Source organism: Nocardioides acrostichi, from assembly GCF_015319165.1.
Classification (GTDB): domain Bacteria; phylum Actinomycetota; class Actinomycetes; order Propionibacteriales; family Nocardioidaceae; genus Nocardioides; species Nocardioides acrostichi.
Map to the genome: position 1 here is coordinate 520037 of NZ_JADIVZ010000002.1, position 16086 is coordinate 536122.

Sequence of the window (16086 nt, forward strand, 5' to 3'; positions counted from 1 at the left end):
GCACGCGAGTCCGCTCGTCTGCTCCCCAGGCCGGGCCCGTTCTCTCAGTCGAGGGCCACCGCGCGCAGCAGCTCTTCGAGCCGGCGTTCGCCCTGGCGGGTCTGCGCGCCCGTGGCCAGGCCTTCGCGGATGAGTCGCTCGGTTGCCGGGCGCGCGAACTGTTCGGCCCAGGCATCGTGCTCGGCGAGCAGGCCGAGTTGCAGCGAGGTGGGGGGCAGTGCTCGCTTGGCGGCCGCCAGCACTCCCGGTGGGAGATCGGCGATGTTCCGGGCCAGCTCGTCGACGAACCGGTCCAGCTCGTCGGCCGGTAAGGCTCTGTTCACCCACCCGTAGCGCTCCGCGGTCCGGGCGTCGACGAGACCGCCGCCGAGCACCACCTCGAGGGCGCGGTTGCGCCCCATCCGTGCCCGGGTGTACTGGGTGCCGCCGCCCCCGGGCACGATCCCCATGAGCGATTCGATCTGCCCCAGGGCCGCGCCGTCGATCGCCGCGAAGGCCATGTCGGCTGCGGCGACGAACTCGGCGCCCCCGCCTCGTGCCGTTCCGGTCAGCTTCACGATGGTCGCCTGGGGCTGATGCCGTAGCCGTTCGCCCAGGGCCTGGAAGGGGTTGAGCCCCGCCGGAGCCCGGGCGGCGATCTCGTCGAAGGCATGGGGGTCGTCGATCAAGGACATGTCGACGTGGGCGATGAAGAAGTCGGCATCCGCGCTGTCGAAGACGATGACTCGCACGTCTGGGCGCGGGGCGACGGCGGTGAGGAGCGACGTCAGATCCTCCATCAGCCTCACGTCCAAGACGTTCACCGGCGGGTTGTCGACCGTGACGCGCAGCACGCCGCCTTCCAGCTCGACGACGAGGGACTCATACGGCGTGTTCACGGCTCTGCTCCAGACTGGTCGGCGGCCCCCCATGGGTCAGCGAGAGGACCGGTGTTCTTCGGATACCTAGACTTGGCGGGTGAGCGAGAACGGTCAAGAACGCACTTCTGCGATACCAGGGCACCTGAGTGATACCCGCGACGACGCGGCGCGACCTGGTGAGCACGGCGGGGACGGCGAGGCGCACCCCCCGGCGGTCGTCTACCGGGTGGACTGCCCGAGCCGGCCGATCCTGGACCAGATCGCCGACAAGTGGTCCATGCTCGCGCTGGCGGTGCTGGCCGAGGAGCCGCGACGCTTCAACCAGATCAAGCGACAGCTCGAGGGCGTCACCCAGCGCGTCCTGACCCGGACGCTGCGACGGCTCGAGCGCAACGGCATGGTGACTCGAACCGTGCTGCCCACGTCTCCGGTGGGGGTGCAGTACGAGCTCACGCCGCTCGGTCGCTCGCTCCAGCAGCCGTTCGCGGGCCTCTACGCATGGACCGTCTCCCATGCCGACGAGATCGTCGACCGGCAGCGCGAGTTCGACGCCAGGGGGCAGGCGATCGAAGGCTGAGACGTCTCGATTCGGCCGGTCGCAGCCCGCCTCCGGCGGGTGCGAGGCGCGGCGTCGGCTGCGGTGTTGCCCGGGTGGCCGCCCACGTCTCCTTCGATGACGGCACTAGCCAGCGGCGCCGTGAGACGACATGCTGTCGAGCCGACTGATCCTGTGGCATCCGACACAGTGATGGGCCGGCCCCGCATCCAGCAAGGAGTCTCACGTCCATGAGCAGTACCCCCGTGTTGAGTGTCGCCGTCATCGGGGCCGGACCCGCCGGGCTCTACCTCACCGATGCGCTGCTGCGACACGAGGGGCGGGAGGTGCGGGTCGACGTCTTCGACCGACTGCCCACGCCCTTCGGCCTGCTCCGCTACGGTGTCGCGCCGGACCATCTCAAGATGAAGGCGCTCGCGAAGCCGTTGGCCAAGGTCGTGGCCGACCCCCGGGTGCGCTTCATCGGCAACTTAGAGATCGGCCGTGACCTCGACGTCGACCTGCTGCGCTCGAAGTACTCCGCCGTGGTGCACGCCTACGGTGCAGCGCTCGACCGCACCCTGGGCATCCCCGGCGAGGATCTGCCGGGCAGCACCTCGGCGGCCTCGTTCGTGCGCTGGTACTCCGGTCACCCCGACAACACCACTGCGCTCCCCGACGGTCGCGCCGTCGAGGCCGAGCATGCCGTGGTCGTGGGTGCAGGCAACGTGGCCGTCGACGTCGCACGCATCCTGATCAAGTCGGCGCAAGAGCTGCACGGCACCGACGTCCCCGACGAGGTCCTCGCCCTGTTGCATGCCTCGCCCATCACCGACGTGCACATGCTCATCCGTCGCGGCCCGGCCCAGGTGAAGTTCACGGCCAAGGAGTTGCGCGAGCTCGGCGAGATCGACGGCGTCGACGTGCTCGTGCCCTCCGAGGCCCTCGAGCTGGCCGAGGCCGATCTGGACGCGATCGCGGAGGATCGCATGCTCGGGCGCAGCGTCGACGTGCTGCGCGAGTGGGCCCTGCGCGAGCCCACGGGCGCACAGCGGCGGCTGCACGTGCACTTCTGGACCAGCCCGATCGCCATCGAGGGCTCGGAGGCGGTCACCGGTGTGGTCGTGTCGGCCCGCTCGGATGACGGAGCGCGGGAGACGACGATCCCGGCGGAGCTCGTGGTGCGCTGCGTGGGCTACCGCGGCCTGGCCCTACCCGGCGTGCCCTTCGACGAGGAGTCCGGCACGATCCCCAACGACCACGGGCGGGTGCTGCGCGACGGCGTGCCGTGCGTCGGCGAGTACGCCGCGGGTTGGATCAGCCGGGGGCCCACCGGGGTGATCGGCAGCAACAAGTCCGACGCCGGCCGGGTCGTCGAGCTGATGCTGGGCGACGACCTGCCCGACGTCGAGGTGTGGGACGTCGTGGCGCATCTGCACGAGGCGGGTCTGGCCACGGTCGACCACGACGGGTGGCTGGAGATCGACCGCGCCGAGATCACGGCGGGGGAGAGTCGTGGCGGGGTGCGCGCCAAGCTCGCCACCTGGGATGAGCTGTTGGCGGCATCCCGAGGCTGAGGAGCCCGCAGGCACGCACGTCCCTCGCCGACCGCGAAGGCTTCGCGCGAGCGAGAGCGGTCCGGACGACATCGGTTGGAAGGGCTGACGCGGCGTCCCTCAGCCTTCACGCAGCCTGCGCCGCACCACGCGTCGGCGCAGGGTGGGGGAGGCGACGACCTCGTAGCCGGCCTCGAGGAAGACCGGCAGCAGACCCACCGAGGCTTCGTCCCAGATCACCGTCTTGCCCGGCGCCGGCTCCATCGGGTAGCCCTCCAGCACCTGGGCGCCGGTCTGCTCGCCGTACTCGACCGTGGCGGCGGCGAGCTCGTACATCAGCCCGGTCTTGCGCCAGCCCCTGCGCACCACGAAGCAGGTCACCGACCACACGCCCTTGAGCTCGGGATCCTGCCGCATCCACGGCTGCCTGCGGCTCCAGATGCGTGGGTAGTTCTCACGCGGCTCGACCGCCACCCAGCCGGCCGGCTCCCCGTCGACGTACCCGATGAGCCCTGCGGTCGGGCCGTCGGTGCCGCACGCGGTCTGCTCGACCAGGGCGGCATCGCGCTGCTGCTGCGTGGTGTCGCGCCAGATCCAGCCGGCCACCTTGAGGGCCTGGCAGCGACACTTCGCGGCGCCGCCCGCGCCGAGCACCGCCGCGACGTCGTCGCGGGTCGCGCGGTTGGCCGGGAGCCAGGCGAAGGCGGGCATGGCTCACCGTAGGTCGACGGCGTGAGGAGAATCGACCCCTCGCGGGACGACTCGCGACCCCTCGCGGGACGATTCGCGACCCCTCGGGCGACGATTCGCGACCCCTCGCGGGACGATTCGCGGCCCCTCGCGGGACGATTCGCGACCCCTCGCGGGTCAGCGGAGGCGGCGGGCGGTGAAGGTCGCGGGTGGCTGGGCGATGGCGTCCTGGGCGTCGACCAGGCGGATCTCGCGGCTGCCGGCGGCCACGGTGGCCTCGAGGACGGCGAACACGGTCGCCGTGGTGCGCTCCAGGGCCGCAGACACCGAGCCCGTCTCGTGCAGGTGGGCCAGGTAGAGCGCCGCGGTGAGGTCGCCGCAGCCGTTGGGCGTGATCGGAAGCTGCGGGGTGGTGACGGCCCAGGCGCCGTCGTCGCCCACGGCCACGACGTCGAGGTGGTGCTCGGGCACCTGGTCGTGCAGCACGCTGGTGACCAGCACGTTGCGCGGGCCGCGCGCCCGCACGCCGTCCACCGCGGCCAGCACCTCGGGGAGGGTGCGGGTCGTGACTCCGGCGAGGAAGTCGAGCTCGAAGTGGTTGGGCGTGAGGATGTCGGCGCGCGGCACGACGGTGTCGCGGAAGTACTCGGGGATGCCCGGCTGCACGAACATGCCGCGCCCGACGTCGCCCATGACCGGGTCGCAGCAGTAGACGGCGCTCGGGTTGAGCGCCTTGACCCGCGCGACGGCGTCGAGGACGACCGACCCCACGGCCGGGTCGCCCTGGTAGCCCGAGAGCACGGCGTCGGCGGTGCCGAGCACGCCGCGCTCCTCGATGCCGGTGATGACCGCCGCGACGTCGGTCGGATCGAGCACGGGGCCACGCCACGCCCCGTAGCCGGTGTGGTTGGAGAAGTGCACGGTGAGCACCGGCCAGACGTCGTGACCCAGCCGCTGGAGCGGGAACGTGGCAGCGGAGTTGCCCACGTGGCCGTAGGCCACCGACGACTGGACGGAGAGGATGCGCACGCCCCGCATCCTCCCAGGGAGCCCGACGGCGACCACATCTAGAACACGTTTCACTTCTGCTCTAGGGTGAGGGTGAACACATTCCGCCGGTATGTCGAGGTGCACATGGCCAAGAAGGCTCCCTACTCCAACGAGGCCGACTACGTGGTCGTCGGCTCGGGCTCCTCCGGGGCCGCGATCGCGGGCCGGCTGGCGCAGTCCGGGGCGTCGGTGATCGTGCTGGAGGCCGGCAAGTCCGACGAGCAGCTCCTCACCAAGAAGCCGGGCATGATCGGCCCGATGCACGCGGTGCCGCAGATCAAGAAGCTCAACGACTGGGGCTACTACTCGGTACCGCAAAAGCACATCCTCGACCGCAAGATGCCGGTGCCGCGCGGCAAGGTGCTGGGCGGCTCGAGCTCGGTCAACGGCATGGTCTACGTGCGCGGCAACCGCGCCAACTACGACTCCTGGGCGGCCGAGGGCTGTACCGGCTGGGACGCCGACTCCACCAACCGCGCCTTCCAGCGCATGGAGGACTACGAGGGCGGCGCCGACGACTACCGCGGCGCCGGCGGCCCGATCAAGGTCACCTACAACAAGCAGCCGCAGGAGGCGTCGCTGGAGTTCATCCAGGCGACCTCCGACGTCACCGGCTGCACGATCCTCGACGACTACAACGGTGCCACCCAGGAGGGCATCGCGCGCATGCAGCAGAACGCCGCCGACGGGCTGCGCTACTCCGCCTCACGCGGCTACATCCACCACCTGGCACCTCGCACCCTTCAGGTGCAGACCGAGGTGCTGGTGACCAGGATCGAGATCGAGAACGGTCGCGCGGTCGGGGTCCGCCTGCGCGACAAGGACGGCGGCACGCGCGTCGTCCGCGCCGGCCGGGAGGTCGTGCTCTCGGCCGGGTTCGTCGGCTCGCCGCAGCTGCTGATGCTCTCGGGCATCGGCCACGCCCAGCACCTGCGCGACCACGGCATCGAGGTGGTCGCGGATCTGCCGGTCGGTGACAACCTGCACGACCACATGTTCCACGCCCTGACCTTCCACTCCACCGGCTCCAAGAACAGAGGCAGTGCCTTCTACTTCGGCAAGGGTCTGGCCAAGGAGACGGTGCGGCCCGGCTCGACCTTCCTGGCGAACTCCGTGTTCGAGGTGCTCGGCTTCCTGCAGACCTCGCAGGCCCAGAACGGCGTGCCCGACCTTCAGCTGCACATGCTGCCGTGGGCTTATGTGTCCCCGAACCAGGACGAGCCGATCCGCCACGACGTCGACCCGCGCCCGTCGATCACGATCATGTCGACGCTCATCTACCCCCGCAGCCGCGGCACGCTCCGTCTGGCCTCGGGCGATCCCGCGGCGGCGCCGCTCATCGACTTCGGCTACCTCGCCGACAGCGCCGACCTCGACGTGCTGATGGAAGGCACCGACCTGATCCGCGAGATCATGGCCTCGCCGGCCATGAAGTCGGTGCGCGGTGAGATCCACCCCGGCACCCGGTTGAAGGGCAGCGAGCTGCGCCAGGAGGTGCTCAACCGGGCGACATCGGTCTACCACGGTGTCGGCACGTGCCGGATGGGCGTCGACGAGACCGCCGTGGTCGACCCCGAGCTGAAGGTGCGCGGCGTCGAAGGGCTCCGCGTGTGCGACGCCTCGATCATGCCGTCGATCACCGGCGGCAACACCAACGCGCCGGCGATCATGATCGGCGAGCGGGGCTCCGACCTCGTGCTGGGGCGTGCCTGAGATGAGCGCCGACACGGCCGCACCCGCCTCTCCCGCCGCCGGGTCGACGCCGCTGCGGCGCCCGGCGTCGGTCACCGACGAGCTGGTGCGCCGGCTGGTGCGCCGGGTCTCCTCCGACGACTCGTCGGCGCCGTGGCCGCTCACCGAGGTCTACACGGGCGATCACGTGGTCGACCTGCCGCAGTCGACCCCGCACGACATCGAGCGGGCGTTCGCGGCCGCTCGCGCGGCGCAGGTCGAGTGGGCCGCGCGGCCGGTCGCCGAGCGACTCGCGGTGTTCGACCGCGCGCACAGGATCTTCGTCGACAACGCGCACCTGACCACCGACTTGATCCAGGTCGAGAGCGGCAAGAACCGGCGGATGGCCATCGAGGAGTCCTGCGACCCCCCGATGGTGATGAGCCACTACCTCACGCGCGCCAAGAGGCTGCTCGCCCCGAAGCGGCACGGCGGACCGGTGCCGGTGGTGTCCTCCTCCACCGAGATCCGCGTGCCCAAGGGCGTCGTGGGTGTCATCGGCCCCTGGAACTTCCCGTTCGCCACCGGTATCTCCGATGCGATCCCGGCGCTGATGGCCGGCAACGGTGTGGTGCTCAAGCCCGACAACAAGACGGCGCTCTCGCCCCTGTGGGGCATCGAGATGCTCGAGCGCGCCGGGCTGCCGCGCGGGCTGTTCCAGGTCGTGTGCGGTGAGGGCCCCGACGTCGGTCCGACGTTCATCGACCACGCCAACTACGTGATGTTCACCGGCTCCACCGCCACCGGCCGCACCATCGGCGAGCGGTGCGGGCGCAACCTCATCGGCTGCTGTCTCGAGCTCGGCGGCAAGAACCCGATGGTGGTGCTCGAGGACGCCGACTTCGACGAGGTCGTGCCCGGCGCCATCTTCGGCGCCTTCGGCAACACCGGCCAGATCTGCATGCACGTCGAGCGCATGTACCTGCCCCGCTCCCGATACGCCGAGTTCCGCGACCGGTTCGTGGCCGCGACGCAGGCTCTCGACGTCCGCGCCGCCTACGACTTCACCCCGGACGTCGGATCCCTCGTCTCGCCGCAACACCTGGCGCGAGTGCAGGCCCACGTCGACGACGCCGTGGCCAAGGGCGCGACCGTGCTCACGGGCGGCCGCGCTCGCCCCGACCTGGGGCCGGCCTTCTTCGAGCCGACGATCCTCGAGAACACCCCGCCCGACGCGATCCACGCGACCCTGGAGACCTTCGGCCCGGTCGTGTCGCTCTACGCCTACGACTCCCTCGACGAGGCGCTCGCGCTGGCCAACGACACCGACTACGGGCTGAACGCCTCGGTGTGGGGCACCGATCTCGACGCCGCGTGCGCCTTCGGTCGCGGCATCCAGAGCGGCAACGTGAACGTCAACGACATCCTCGCCACCGCCTTCGCCTCCAAGGCCACGCCCTCGGGCGGCGTCAAGGCCTCGGGTGTGGGTGCGCGGCACGGTGACCAGGGCCTGCTGAAGTACACCGACGTGCAGAACCTGGCCGTGCTCAAGAAGCAGGTGATGGGTGCGCGGCCCGGCCAGAGTCAGGATGCCTACGTCAAGCAGATGCTCTCGAGCCTGAAGCTGATGAAGCGGCTGCGGGTGCGGTAGACCGGGCTTGCGCATGTAACGCGGTGTTGTGATGACTGGGACCGTGCTAGAGCACCGCACCAGTGCGTGCAACACCGCGTTACATGGCCCGACACGGCCCGGCCGCACCCTCAGCCGATGGGCTGCTGGAGCTCGGTGATCCAGTCGGTCTGATCGCCGTCAGGGGTGTGCAGGTAGACCTCTCGGCACGGTCCGGCCATCGGTGCACCGCGCTGCTCGGCCTCACCGGCCAGGCTCTGCCAGGCGACTCCGATGCCGGTCATGGCTCCCTCGTAGAGGGTGGTGAGGCCGGGGGTGGGCGTGAGGTCGACGACCTCGAGGCCCGGCAGGCTGTCGCGCACGGTGGGCCAGCCGACCGTGACGCGGATGCCACCGTCGGCCCCCTCGTCGTAGGTGGCCAGCGGCGGGGCGTCCACCGGTGCTCCCGCTCTTGCGAGCAGGGCGCTCACGCGAGGGAACATCGGGCCGACGACGGCGGCGATGGACTCCACGTCGGGCACCGTCTCGACCAGGGCGGCCAAGCGGACGGCGGGCAGGTGCTTCTCGGTGTACTCCAGGTCGGACATGCGTCCTTCTCCTTCGATCGCTCGGAGACGACCCGCCACGTCGGCCAGGCGGCGCCGGTCGGCGTCCACCCGGGCCTCGAGCTCGCCTTGCCGCAGTCGCAGCATCTCGCGCAGCTCGTCGGCGGGTAGCCCGCCGTCGAGGATCCGGCCGACCTCGTCGAGCCCGAAGCCGAGCTCCTTGAGGGCGACCAGTCGGTTGATGCGCGGGAACTGGGCGGCGGAGTACGAGCGGTAGCCGGTGACCGGGTCGACCCGCTCGGGGGCGAGCAGGCCGAGGGCGTCGTAGTGGCGCAGCATGCGCACGCTGAGGCCGGCGCGGCGGGCGAAGTCTCCGATGTTCATCATGGCGACCCCTGGTCTAGGGCCTCACATCGTGTGAGGGTCAAGCGTTCGGATGCGACGGGCTGGCGTCGCCGGGTGCGAGGGTCCAGTCGACCGGCTCGCCACCTTGCTGGACCAGTAGCTCGTTGACCCGGCTGAACGGCCGGGAGCCGAAGAAGCCGCGTCGGGCCGAGAGCGGGGAGGGGTGTGCCGACTGCACGATCGGCACCTCGCCCAGGCGCGGCGCGAGCGACTGCGCGTCGCGCCCCCAGAGGATCGCGACGAGTGGACCGCCCCGGTTCACCAGGGCCGTGATGGCGGCGTCCGTGATCTGCTCCCAGCCCTGGCCGCGGTGCGAGGCCGGAGTGCCGGGCCTGACCGTGAGGCATCGGTTGAGCAACATGACGCCAGCGGTCGACCACGCCGAGAGGTCACCGTGCTTGGGCGGGGTCACGCCGAGGTCGTCGCGCAGCTCGACGTAGATGTTCACCAGGCTACGGGGGAGCGGCCACACGTCGGGCTCGACGGCGAAGGAGAGGCCGATCGGGTGGCCCGGGGTGGGGTAGGGATCCTGACCCACGACCAGCACCTTGACCTCGGCGAGCGGACGCCGGAACGCCCGGAACACGTTCTCGCCCGCGGGGAGGTAGGGGCGACCCGCCGCCTGCTCCTCGCGCAAGAACGCACCCATCGCCGCGATGCGCTCGTCGATCTCGGGGTCGACCTCGATGAGCGTCTGCGCCCAGTCGGGCGCCATCAACTGCTTCTCGACCAGGCTGTCCAGCGATCCCATGAGCTCGAACCTAGTGGTGGGATGGGCCTTGCGGGGCGCGAGGTTCATCGGGGCGCCGATGAACCTTCGGGTTCCCCGATGTTGCTTCATCGGTGAACCCGAAGGTTTGTCGGCTCCCCGATAAAACTCTCAGCGCCGCGCCGAGAAGCCCGCGGACGACGGCAGGTAGGGCGCCCGCCCACGCTCGGCGACGTGGACGTCGAGCACGGCCATGTGGGTGGAGTCCTCGGCGACGGCGGACTGGTTGGCCACGAGCACCGACCGCCCGAGGAACGTGGCACTGCACGGGGTGTCGAACGGGATGGTCGAGCCGTTGTCGCCGGTGCCGGGCGTGCCCACTGACGAGCCCACTGACGAGCCCAGTGACGAGTCCGGTGACGAGTCCGGGAACGAGTCGATCGTCTCCCCGGTGCGGGGGTCGACCTCGACGAGTCGGTTGGTGAGCCCGGCCATGGCGATGTAGACGTGGCCGGAGCGGCCGATGCCGAAACCGTCGGGGAGGTCGGTGGGGGCGCTGGACCACACCGGCTCGATGCCGTCGGGCCGGCCGCGGTCGTCGACGCCGATGCGCAGCAGCACGCCGTTCGTGGGTGCGGTGCCCCCCGTGGAGTCGGTCTGCTGGGTCACGTAGAACGCGTGCTGACCCGGTAGGTAGCGGATGCCCGTGGTGCCGAAGCCGGCCACGCCGTCGAGGGCGGGGTCGCGCAGCCACACCCGGACCCGACCCGAGCGCGCCACCCGGTAGATGACGCCGTTCGCGTAGTCGGTGACGAACAGACCGCGCGGACCCCACGACACGTAGTTCGGCACCGAGCCTTCGGGCAGGGTGGCCACCGTGCGCCACCGTCCCGTGGTAGGCGAGAGCAGCAGGATGCGCGAGGTCGAGGTGTCGAGCACGATCAGCCGCCCGGCGCGGGTCTGCCCGGCCACCTGCACCCCGTGCTCGCCCGAGGGATCCTGGCCCGGCACTCGCCAGGAGTGCAGCAACCGGCCGTCGCGCGTCCACTCGAACACCGCCGAGCGCTGGTCGCTCGGCGCGGCGTAGGTGCCGGCGTACACGTGGCCGTTCGTGTGCACGTGCACGTAGGCGGGCGCTCCCGGCGGCGGCACGAGCGCGAAGACGCGGGTGTCCCACTTCTCCCGCTCCGCGGCCCGCGCGGGCGTGCCGGTGAGCAGGACGCCGAGAGCCAGCGCGGTGAGCGCCGCGAGCAGCCGTCTCACAGCGTCGCCCGCACCTCGCGTGCGGCCCGCTCGCCCGAGCGCACGGCGCCGTCCATGTAGCCGCTCCAGTACGTGGCGGTCTCGGTGCCGGCCCAGTGCACGCGCCCGAAGGGGGTGCGGATCGCCGGCCCGAAGTCGACCATCGTGCCGGGGGCGTGGAAGGCGGTGGGGCCGCCACGGGTCCACTGCTCCTTGGTCCAGTCGTGCTCGACGTAGTCGAGGGGCTCGAGTGCCTCGTCGCCGAACATGGCGGCGAACCCGGCGAGCACGGCCTCGCGCCGCTCGTCCTTGCTCATCGGGCCGTACGTGCGCCAGGTCTGGCCGCCGACGAAGGCGAGCAGGACGCCGGGGTCGCCGGAGGCGGGGGAGTTGTCGAACACCGCGCGCGCGGCGCCGGAGTCGTTGACGCCGAAGCCGTTGAGGCCGGCGTCGCGCCAGAACGGCGTCTTGTACACGGCGTCGCACTTCATCAGCTGACCCATGTCGAGGTGGCGCATCAGCTGCAGACGTCGCGTCGGAAGACGCGGGTACCACTCGATGTCGAGCACGAGCGGCGGGGGAGCGGCCACGATGACCCGCTTCGCGCGCACCGTGCCGCGGCGGGTGTGCACGAGCACGCCACCGTGCCTCTGCTCGATGGTGCGGACGGCAGCGCCCAGTGCGACGTGGTCGCCGAGCTCTCGCGCGAGCCGGATCGGCACGGTCTGCGAACCCTTGACGAACCGGCGCTCCTGGGCGCCGTCCGCGGTGTCGGAGTTGCGCGAGAAGGTGCCCACGTTCTCCTCGTTGCCCGAGCAGGCGACGTACCAGAGCGTGTAGAGCAGGGAGAGCTCGTCGGGGTCGGCGCCGAAGCCGGGTTGGGTCCAGGACTTGATGAGGTTGCCGACTCCCGAGGAGTTCACGGCGTTGCGGCGGATGAACTCACCGAGGCTCATGGCGTCCCAGTCGCGCGCGCTCGGGTGCGCCCAGGGCGCGCTCACGTCGATCTCGGACGCCATCTGGTCGATGCGAGTGAGCAGCGTCGCGGCGTCCGGGAGGATCGTCGGGTCGGGCGGCACGGTGCCGGAGTACTCCATGCGGCCGGTGGTCGAGGACACGTAGACGCTGTTGCCGTCGTTGTACTCGAGGAACGTGCGCACGCCGAACCGCTTGGCCAGCGCGGCGATGCGGTCCTGGGTCGGGCCGATGAAGGCGCCGCCCGACTCGATCACGCCACCGCCGTCGAGGTGGTGGTTGAGCACGCGCCCACCGACTCGCCGGCGCGCCTCGACGCACAGCACGTCGACGCCGGCACGCGCCAGGCCGTCGGTGGCGACGAGCCCCGCGAGGCCGGCGCCCACGACGACGACGTCGACCCGCTTGGGCAGGCGACCCTGCCGCCCGAGCGGCTGGGCGTCGGCGGGGGTGGCGGGGACGGCGAGGGCGGCGAGCCCGGCGACTCCCGCCGCGCCGAGGACGCTGCGTCGGCTGAGGTCGGTCAAGGGCGCGTCGGTCATCGGTACTCCCAGGCAGTAACGTGAACATGTGTCAGATTCGGGAAATCTACCCTAGGGTGGCCCACATGTCAGCCGTCTCGACCAGTGGAGTGCGCCGCATCCCGACCCAGGAGCGCAGTCGTCGCCGGGTCGAGTCGATCCTCGACGCGACCCAGGATCTCGTCGTCGACGTCGGCGTCGAGGCGCTCACCACGCGGCACATCGCCGAGCGTGCGGGCGTCCCGGTGGCCTCGCTCTACCAGTACTTCGGCGACAAGGAGTCGGTGTTGCTGGCCCTGGCCGGCCGCGACATGGACGAGATGGACCGCCAGGTGGCCGAGGATCTCGCCGCCCTCGAGCGCGTGAGCGTGGCGGGGCTCGTGCGCTCGTCGATGACGTCGTTCGTACGCGTGTACGCGCGGCGCCCCGCGTTCGTCGAGATCTACCTGCGGGGGCGCAGCAACCTCGCCCTCGCCCGCTTCGGCCGCGAGCACAACGCGCGCATCGCCCGCGACCTGCACGCGCTGGCCCTCGAGCTCGGCCTCGCGGACGACGATCTCGGCCTCGCCGCGGTGACTCTCGCCGTCGAGGTCGGCGACCGAGTCTTCCAGCTCGCCTACGAGCACGACCCCGCGGGCGACCAGGCGCTCGTCGAGGAGGGCATCGCCATGGTCACCGCGTACCTCGAGCGGCACGCCACCCCGGCCGGGCTCGCGGGGGTGCCGTGGTGAAGGCGACCGACACGGTGCGGGCCGATGTCGCGGCGGCCGCACGGCGGCTCGCGGCCGAGGGGCTCGTGGTGGGCACCGGCGGCAACGTGAGCCTGGCCGTGGGTGGGACCACCTGGGTCACCGCCTCGGGGATCGACCTCGCGGAGTGCGCGTCCGGCGACGTGGTCGCCGTCGACGCGCCCGCGGGTGGGGAGGGAGAGGCGAGCTCGGACGCGGTGGGCACCCCGACGTCCGAGCTCGCCCTGCACCTGGGCGTGCGCGCCGACACCGGCGCGGCGGCGGTGGTGCACGTGCATGCGCCGTTCTCGACCGCGGTCGCCTGCGTGCTCGAGGAGCTGCCGGTGCTGCACTACCAGCAGCTGTTGTTGGGCGGCGCGATCCGGGTGGCGCCGTACGCCACCTTCGGCACGCCGGAGCTGGCGGCCTCGGTGCGAGAGGCGCTGGCCGGGCGCAGCGGCGTCCTCATGGCGAACCACGGCGCCGTGACGATCGGCGACAGCCTCGACCAGGCCGTCGAGCGGGCCGTGCTGTTGGAATGGCTCGCCGCGCTGCACCACCGGGCGAGCGTGCTCGGACCCCCGCGGCTGCTCACCGAGGAGCAGCAGGCGGACGTGATCAGGGCCGCGTTGGCCCGCGGATACGGAGGAACCCGATGAGTGCTGCTGTGAGCGTCGCCGTGGCCGGTGTGCACGTGCTCGACACCCACGTGATCGGCGTGGAGTCGATCCCCTCGGGCTCGCAGGGCCAGCTCGTCGAGACGATCCGGATGTCGGCAGCCGGCACGGCCGGCGGCACCGGGCTCGTGCTCGCGCGACTCGGCTGTGCGGTGCGCTCCTTCGGGGCGGTGGGTACCGACCCGATCGCCGAGACGCTGCTCGCGCTGCTGCGAGCCGAGGGCATCGACGTCGGCGGGCTGCTGCGCAGGGCCGACGTGCAGACCTCGGCCTCCGTGCTGCCGGTGCGCCCGAACGGCGACCGGCCGGCGTGGCACTGCATCGGCGCGAACGGTGCGTTCGCTCTCGACGACCTCGCGCCCGACGCGCTGGACGACGTCGCCCATCTGCACCTGGGCGGGCCGGAGTTCCTCGGCGGACCGGCCGCGGGCGAGCTGCTCGCGCGGGCCCGCGCCGTCGGTGCCACGACGTCCCTCGACCTGCTCGCGCCGGGCGACCCCGATCTGCTCGCGTGGGTCGCCGACGCCCTGCCGCAGTGCGACTACCTGCTGCCCAACGACGAGCAGGTGCTCGGCCTCACCGGTGCGAGCGACCTGGCGAGCGGAGCGCTCGCGCTGGTGCAGGCGGGTGCCGGGTGTGTGGCGGTCACCGCCGGCGCCCGCGGGGCCGTGGTGGTCACCGCCGAGGAGACGATCGAGGTGCCGGCGTTCGCGATCGACGTCGTCGACACGACCGGCTGCGGCGACGCGTTCTCTGCCGGGTTCCTGCGTGGCCGTCTCGAGGGACTCTCCCTCGCCGAGGCCGCCCGGCTCGGCTGCGCGGCCGCCGCCCAGGTCGCCGCCGGGCTCGGCACCGACGCCGGCTCCTACGACCTCGACTCCGTGCGTGCCTTCGCCGAGGCCACGCCTACGCGTTGACTGCTGTTTGGTCTGGTGACCCGCGCGAGCGGGAGGTGGTGACTCCTACTTCGCCAGCGAGCGCGAGGAGGCCGAGGAGTGGCGGCGGCTGGGGTTGGAGCCGATGGCCTGGCGGCTGGCGGCCTTCTTGCGCGGTTTGCCGGAGCCGGAGTTGCGGGCCCCCTTGACGGCCTTGGCGGCGGCCTTGCCGGTGCTGGTCGGCGGCCGCGTGCCGGCGTCCTGCTCGGCATCGGTCGACCACTGGTCGACCCACTCGTCGAGCACCTGCCAGGTGGTGGTGCGGGCCGCGCGGCCGGTGAGCATGCCGAGGTGGCCGCCGGGCACGATCTCGAAGCGGACCTCGGCCGCCTTCGTCAGCTGCGGCACGATCGCCTTGACGGCGTTCGCCGGCGCGATGCCGTCGGTCGAGCCGGCGAAGACGAGCACCGGCGCGGCAATGGCGCCGATCTCGATCTCGCGGTCGTCGAGCTCGAAGACCCCGCCCATGAGCGCGTTGCCCTTGATGAAGCGGTGGTAGAGCTGCCCGAAGCTGCGGCCGGGGTAGGCGATCATGTTGGCCGTGAACCGGTCGACCGCCTCGACCTGGGCGAGGAAGTCGGTGTCGTCGAGGTGCGTCGCGACCGCGAGCGGCTTGGTGATGAGCTTCTGGAAGGAGCTGAGCTGGAACGCCCAGCGCACCAGCGGCTTGGGGGCCCCGCCGAGCAACCGGTAGGCGCCGGTGATGGGGCCCTTGCCGGCGGCGATGTTCAGCAGCGGTCGCAGTGGAGCGATCATCGGAACCTGCGAGACGTCCCACGGCGAGCCGACGACGGTGAGCGAGGCGATGGGCAGGTCGAGGTCGTCGGCCGCGGCCAGCATCATGAAGATGCCCCCCAGGCTCCAGCCCACCACGTGCACCGGCCGCCCGCCCGCGTGCTTCGACACCTCGCGGATCGCCGTCGGCACCACCTCGTCGACCCAGTGCTCCAGGCCGAGCGAGCGGTTCTTGAACGACACCTCGCCGTACTCGACCAGGTAGGTCGGCCGCCCCTGGGTCACGAAGTGCTCCACCAGCGAGCAGCTGCGCCGCAGGTCGTAGCACAAGGACGGCGCCGCGAGCGGCGTCACGAGCAGCACGGGGTCGCCCTGCTCCTTGACCGTCGCCTGCGGTCGGTAGTGGTACACCTCCCTGAGCTGACCCTCGTCGATGAGGGTGCGCGGCATCGGTCGCAAGTCGGCCAGTCCGCCGTACAGCGTCTTCTGGGCCACGTTGCTGGCCGCCGACACCATCTGATCGGGCTTGGGGATCAGGTCCACGTCGTTACCTCCGAGTCACCAAACTACCGTCGGCGCCTTTGGTCACGGTGCTGTTCATCACGCGACGGTGCATCCGGCC

Annotated in this window: 15 protein-coding genes; 7 read left to right on the forward strand and 8 right to left on the reverse strand. The window is 71.5% G+C overall.

The window, feature by feature from the left end; translation table 11 throughout:
- Positions 1-44: 44 nt before the first annotated feature.
- Positions 45-878, reverse strand: coding sequence for an enoyl-CoA hydratase/isomerase family protein (locus ISG29_RS07345; protein ID WP_207792830.1), 834 nt, complete (start codon positions 876-878; stop codon positions 45-47).
- Positions 879-957: 79 nt separating this feature from the next.
- Here ISG29_RS07345 and ISG29_RS07350 point away from each other — a divergent pair, with 79 nt between their 5' ends.
- The gene (locus ISG29_RS07350) at positions 958-1437 is read left to right on the forward strand and encodes a winged helix-turn-helix transcriptional regulator (RefSeq protein ID WP_328828329.1); all 480 of its coding nucleotides are present in this window, start codon (positions 958-960) and stop codon (positions 1435-1437) included.
- A 209-nt stretch (positions 1438-1646) separates the two neighbouring features.
- On the forward strand, positions 1647-2972 hold the full coding sequence (locus ISG29_RS07355; protein WP_194502710.1) for an FAD-dependent oxidoreductase: 1326 nt from the start codon (positions 1647-1649) through the stop codon (positions 2970-2972).
- A 99-nt stretch (positions 2973-3071) separates the two neighbouring features.
- On the opposite strand, the gene ISG29_RS07360 is transcribed toward ISG29_RS07355, so the two are convergent.
- A complete protein-coding gene (locus ISG29_RS07360) occupies positions 3072-3662 on the reverse strand; it encodes a GNAT family N-acetyltransferase (protein ID WP_194502711.1) in 591 nt (196 codons plus the stop codon).
- Positions 3663-3818: 156 nt separating this feature from the next.
- Positions 3819-4670 carry a pyridoxal kinase PdxY gene (gene pdxY / locus ISG29_RS07365; protein ID WP_194502712.1) on the reverse strand — a complete coding sequence of 284 codons (852 nt, stop codon included), beginning with the start codon at positions 4668-4670 and terminating at the stop codon, positions 3819-3821.
- A gap of 72 nt (positions 4671-4742) precedes the next feature.
- On the opposite strand from pdxY, the gene ISG29_RS07370 reads away from it, so the two are divergent.
- Complete coding sequence (locus ISG29_RS07370) at positions 4743-6404, forward strand: GMC family oxidoreductase (protein WP_328828333.1); 1662 nt, start codon at positions 4743-4745, stop codon at positions 6402-6404.
- Between the two features lies 1 nt (position 6405).
- Positions 6406-8013 carry a succinic semialdehyde dehydrogenase gene (locus ISG29_RS07375; protein ID WP_194502713.1) on the forward strand — a complete coding sequence of 536 codons (1608 nt, stop codon included), beginning with the start codon at positions 6406-6408 and terminating at the stop codon, positions 8011-8013.
- Between the two features lie 110 nt (positions 8014-8123).
- Here ISG29_RS07375 and ISG29_RS07380 read toward each other — a convergent pair whose 3' ends face one another.
- The 4 genes from ISG29_RS07380 to ISG29_RS07395 all read right to left on the reverse strand — a co-directional run bounded on the left by ISG29_RS07380 (position 8124) and on the right by ISG29_RS07395 (position 12410).
- Positions 8124-8924, reverse strand: a complete 801-nt coding sequence (locus ISG29_RS07380; protein WP_194502714.1) for a MerR family transcriptional regulator — start codon at positions 8922-8924, stop codon at positions 8124-8126.
- A gap of 37 nt (positions 8925-8961) precedes the next feature.
- The gene (locus ISG29_RS07385; protein ID WP_194502715.1) at positions 8962-9693 is read right to left on the reverse strand and encodes a uracil-DNA glycosylase; all 732 of its coding nucleotides are present in this window, start codon (positions 9691-9693) and stop codon (positions 8962-8964) included.
- A gap of 129 nt (positions 9694-9822) precedes the next feature.
- Positions 9823-10914, reverse strand: coding sequence for an SMP-30/gluconolactonase/LRE family protein (locus ISG29_RS07390; protein ID WP_194502716.1), 1092 nt, complete (start codon positions 10912-10914; stop codon positions 9823-9825).
- A complete protein-coding gene (locus ISG29_RS07395) occupies positions 10911-12410 on the reverse strand; it encodes a flavin monoamine oxidase family protein (RefSeq protein WP_194502717.1) in 1500 nt (499 codons plus the stop codon). Before ISG29_RS07395 ends, ISG29_RS07390 begins: the two co-directional genes overlap by 4 nt.
- A 65-nt stretch (positions 12411-12475) precedes the next feature.
- On the opposite strand from ISG29_RS07395, the gene ISG29_RS07400 reads away from it, so the two are divergent.
- The 3 genes from ISG29_RS07400 to ISG29_RS07410 are packed head-to-tail and all read left to right on the forward strand — an operon-like array spanning position 12476 to position 14711.
- The gene (locus tag ISG29_RS07400) at positions 12476-13120 is read left to right on the forward strand and encodes a TetR/AcrR family transcriptional regulator (protein ID WP_194502718.1); all 645 of its coding nucleotides are present in this window, start codon (positions 12476-12478) and stop codon (positions 13118-13120) included.
- On the forward strand, positions 13117-13776 hold the full coding sequence (locus ISG29_RS07405) for a class II aldolase/adducin family protein (protein ID WP_207792832.1): 660 nt from the start codon (positions 13117-13119) through the stop codon (positions 13774-13776). Before ISG29_RS07400 ends, ISG29_RS07405 begins: the two co-directional genes overlap by 4 nt.
- Positions 13773-14711 (forward strand): carbohydrate kinase family protein, encoded by a 939-nt coding sequence (locus ISG29_RS07410; RefSeq protein WP_194502720.1) that lies wholly within the window; start codon positions 13773-13775, stop codon positions 14709-14711. Before ISG29_RS07405 ends, ISG29_RS07410 begins: the two co-directional genes overlap by 4 nt.
- Before the next feature lie 45 nt (positions 14712-14756).
- Here the strand turns inward: ISG29_RS07410 and ISG29_RS07415 are convergent, their stop codons facing one another.
- Entirely contained in the window at positions 14757-16007 is a 1251-nt protein-coding gene (locus ISG29_RS07415; RefSeq protein WP_328828337.1) for an alpha/beta fold hydrolase, read from the reverse strand.
- Between the last annotated feature and the right edge of the window lie 79 nt (positions 16008-16086).

Excerpts from the sequence above, each read along its gene's own strand:
- ISG29_RS07355 (WP_194502710.1), top strand. The coding sequence starts at position 1,647 with ATGAGCAGTACCCCCGTGTTGAGTGTCGCCGTCATCGGGGCCGGACCC.
- ISG29_RS07360 (WP_194502711.1), bottom strand. The coding sequence starts at position 3,662 with ATGCCCGCCTTCGCCTGGCTCCCGGCCAACCGCGCGACCCGCGACGAC.
- ISG29_RS07375 (WP_194502713.1), top strand. The coding sequence starts at position 6,406 with ATGAGCGCCGACACGGCCGCACCCGCCTCTCCCGCCGCCGGGTCGACG.
- ISG29_RS07380 (WP_194502714.1), bottom strand. The coding sequence starts at position 8,924 with ATGATGAACATCGGAGACTTCGCCCGCCGCGCCGGCCTCAGCGTGCGC.
- ISG29_RS07385 (WP_194502715.1), bottom strand. The coding sequence starts at position 9,693 with ATGGGATCGCTGGACAGCCTGGTCGAGAAGCAGTTGATGGCGCCCGAC.
- ISG29_RS07395 (WP_194502717.1), bottom strand. The coding sequence starts at position 12,410 with ATGACCGACGCGCCCTTGACCGACCTCAGCCGACGCAGCGTCCTCGGC.
- ISG29_RS07400 (WP_194502718.1), top strand. The coding sequence starts at position 12,476 with ATGTCAGCCGTCTCGACCAGTGGAGTGCGCCGCATCCCGACCCAGGAG.
- ISG29_RS07410 (WP_194502720.1), top strand. The coding sequence starts at position 13,773 with ATGAGTGCTGCTGTGAGCGTCGCCGTGGCCGGTGTGCACGTGCTCGAC.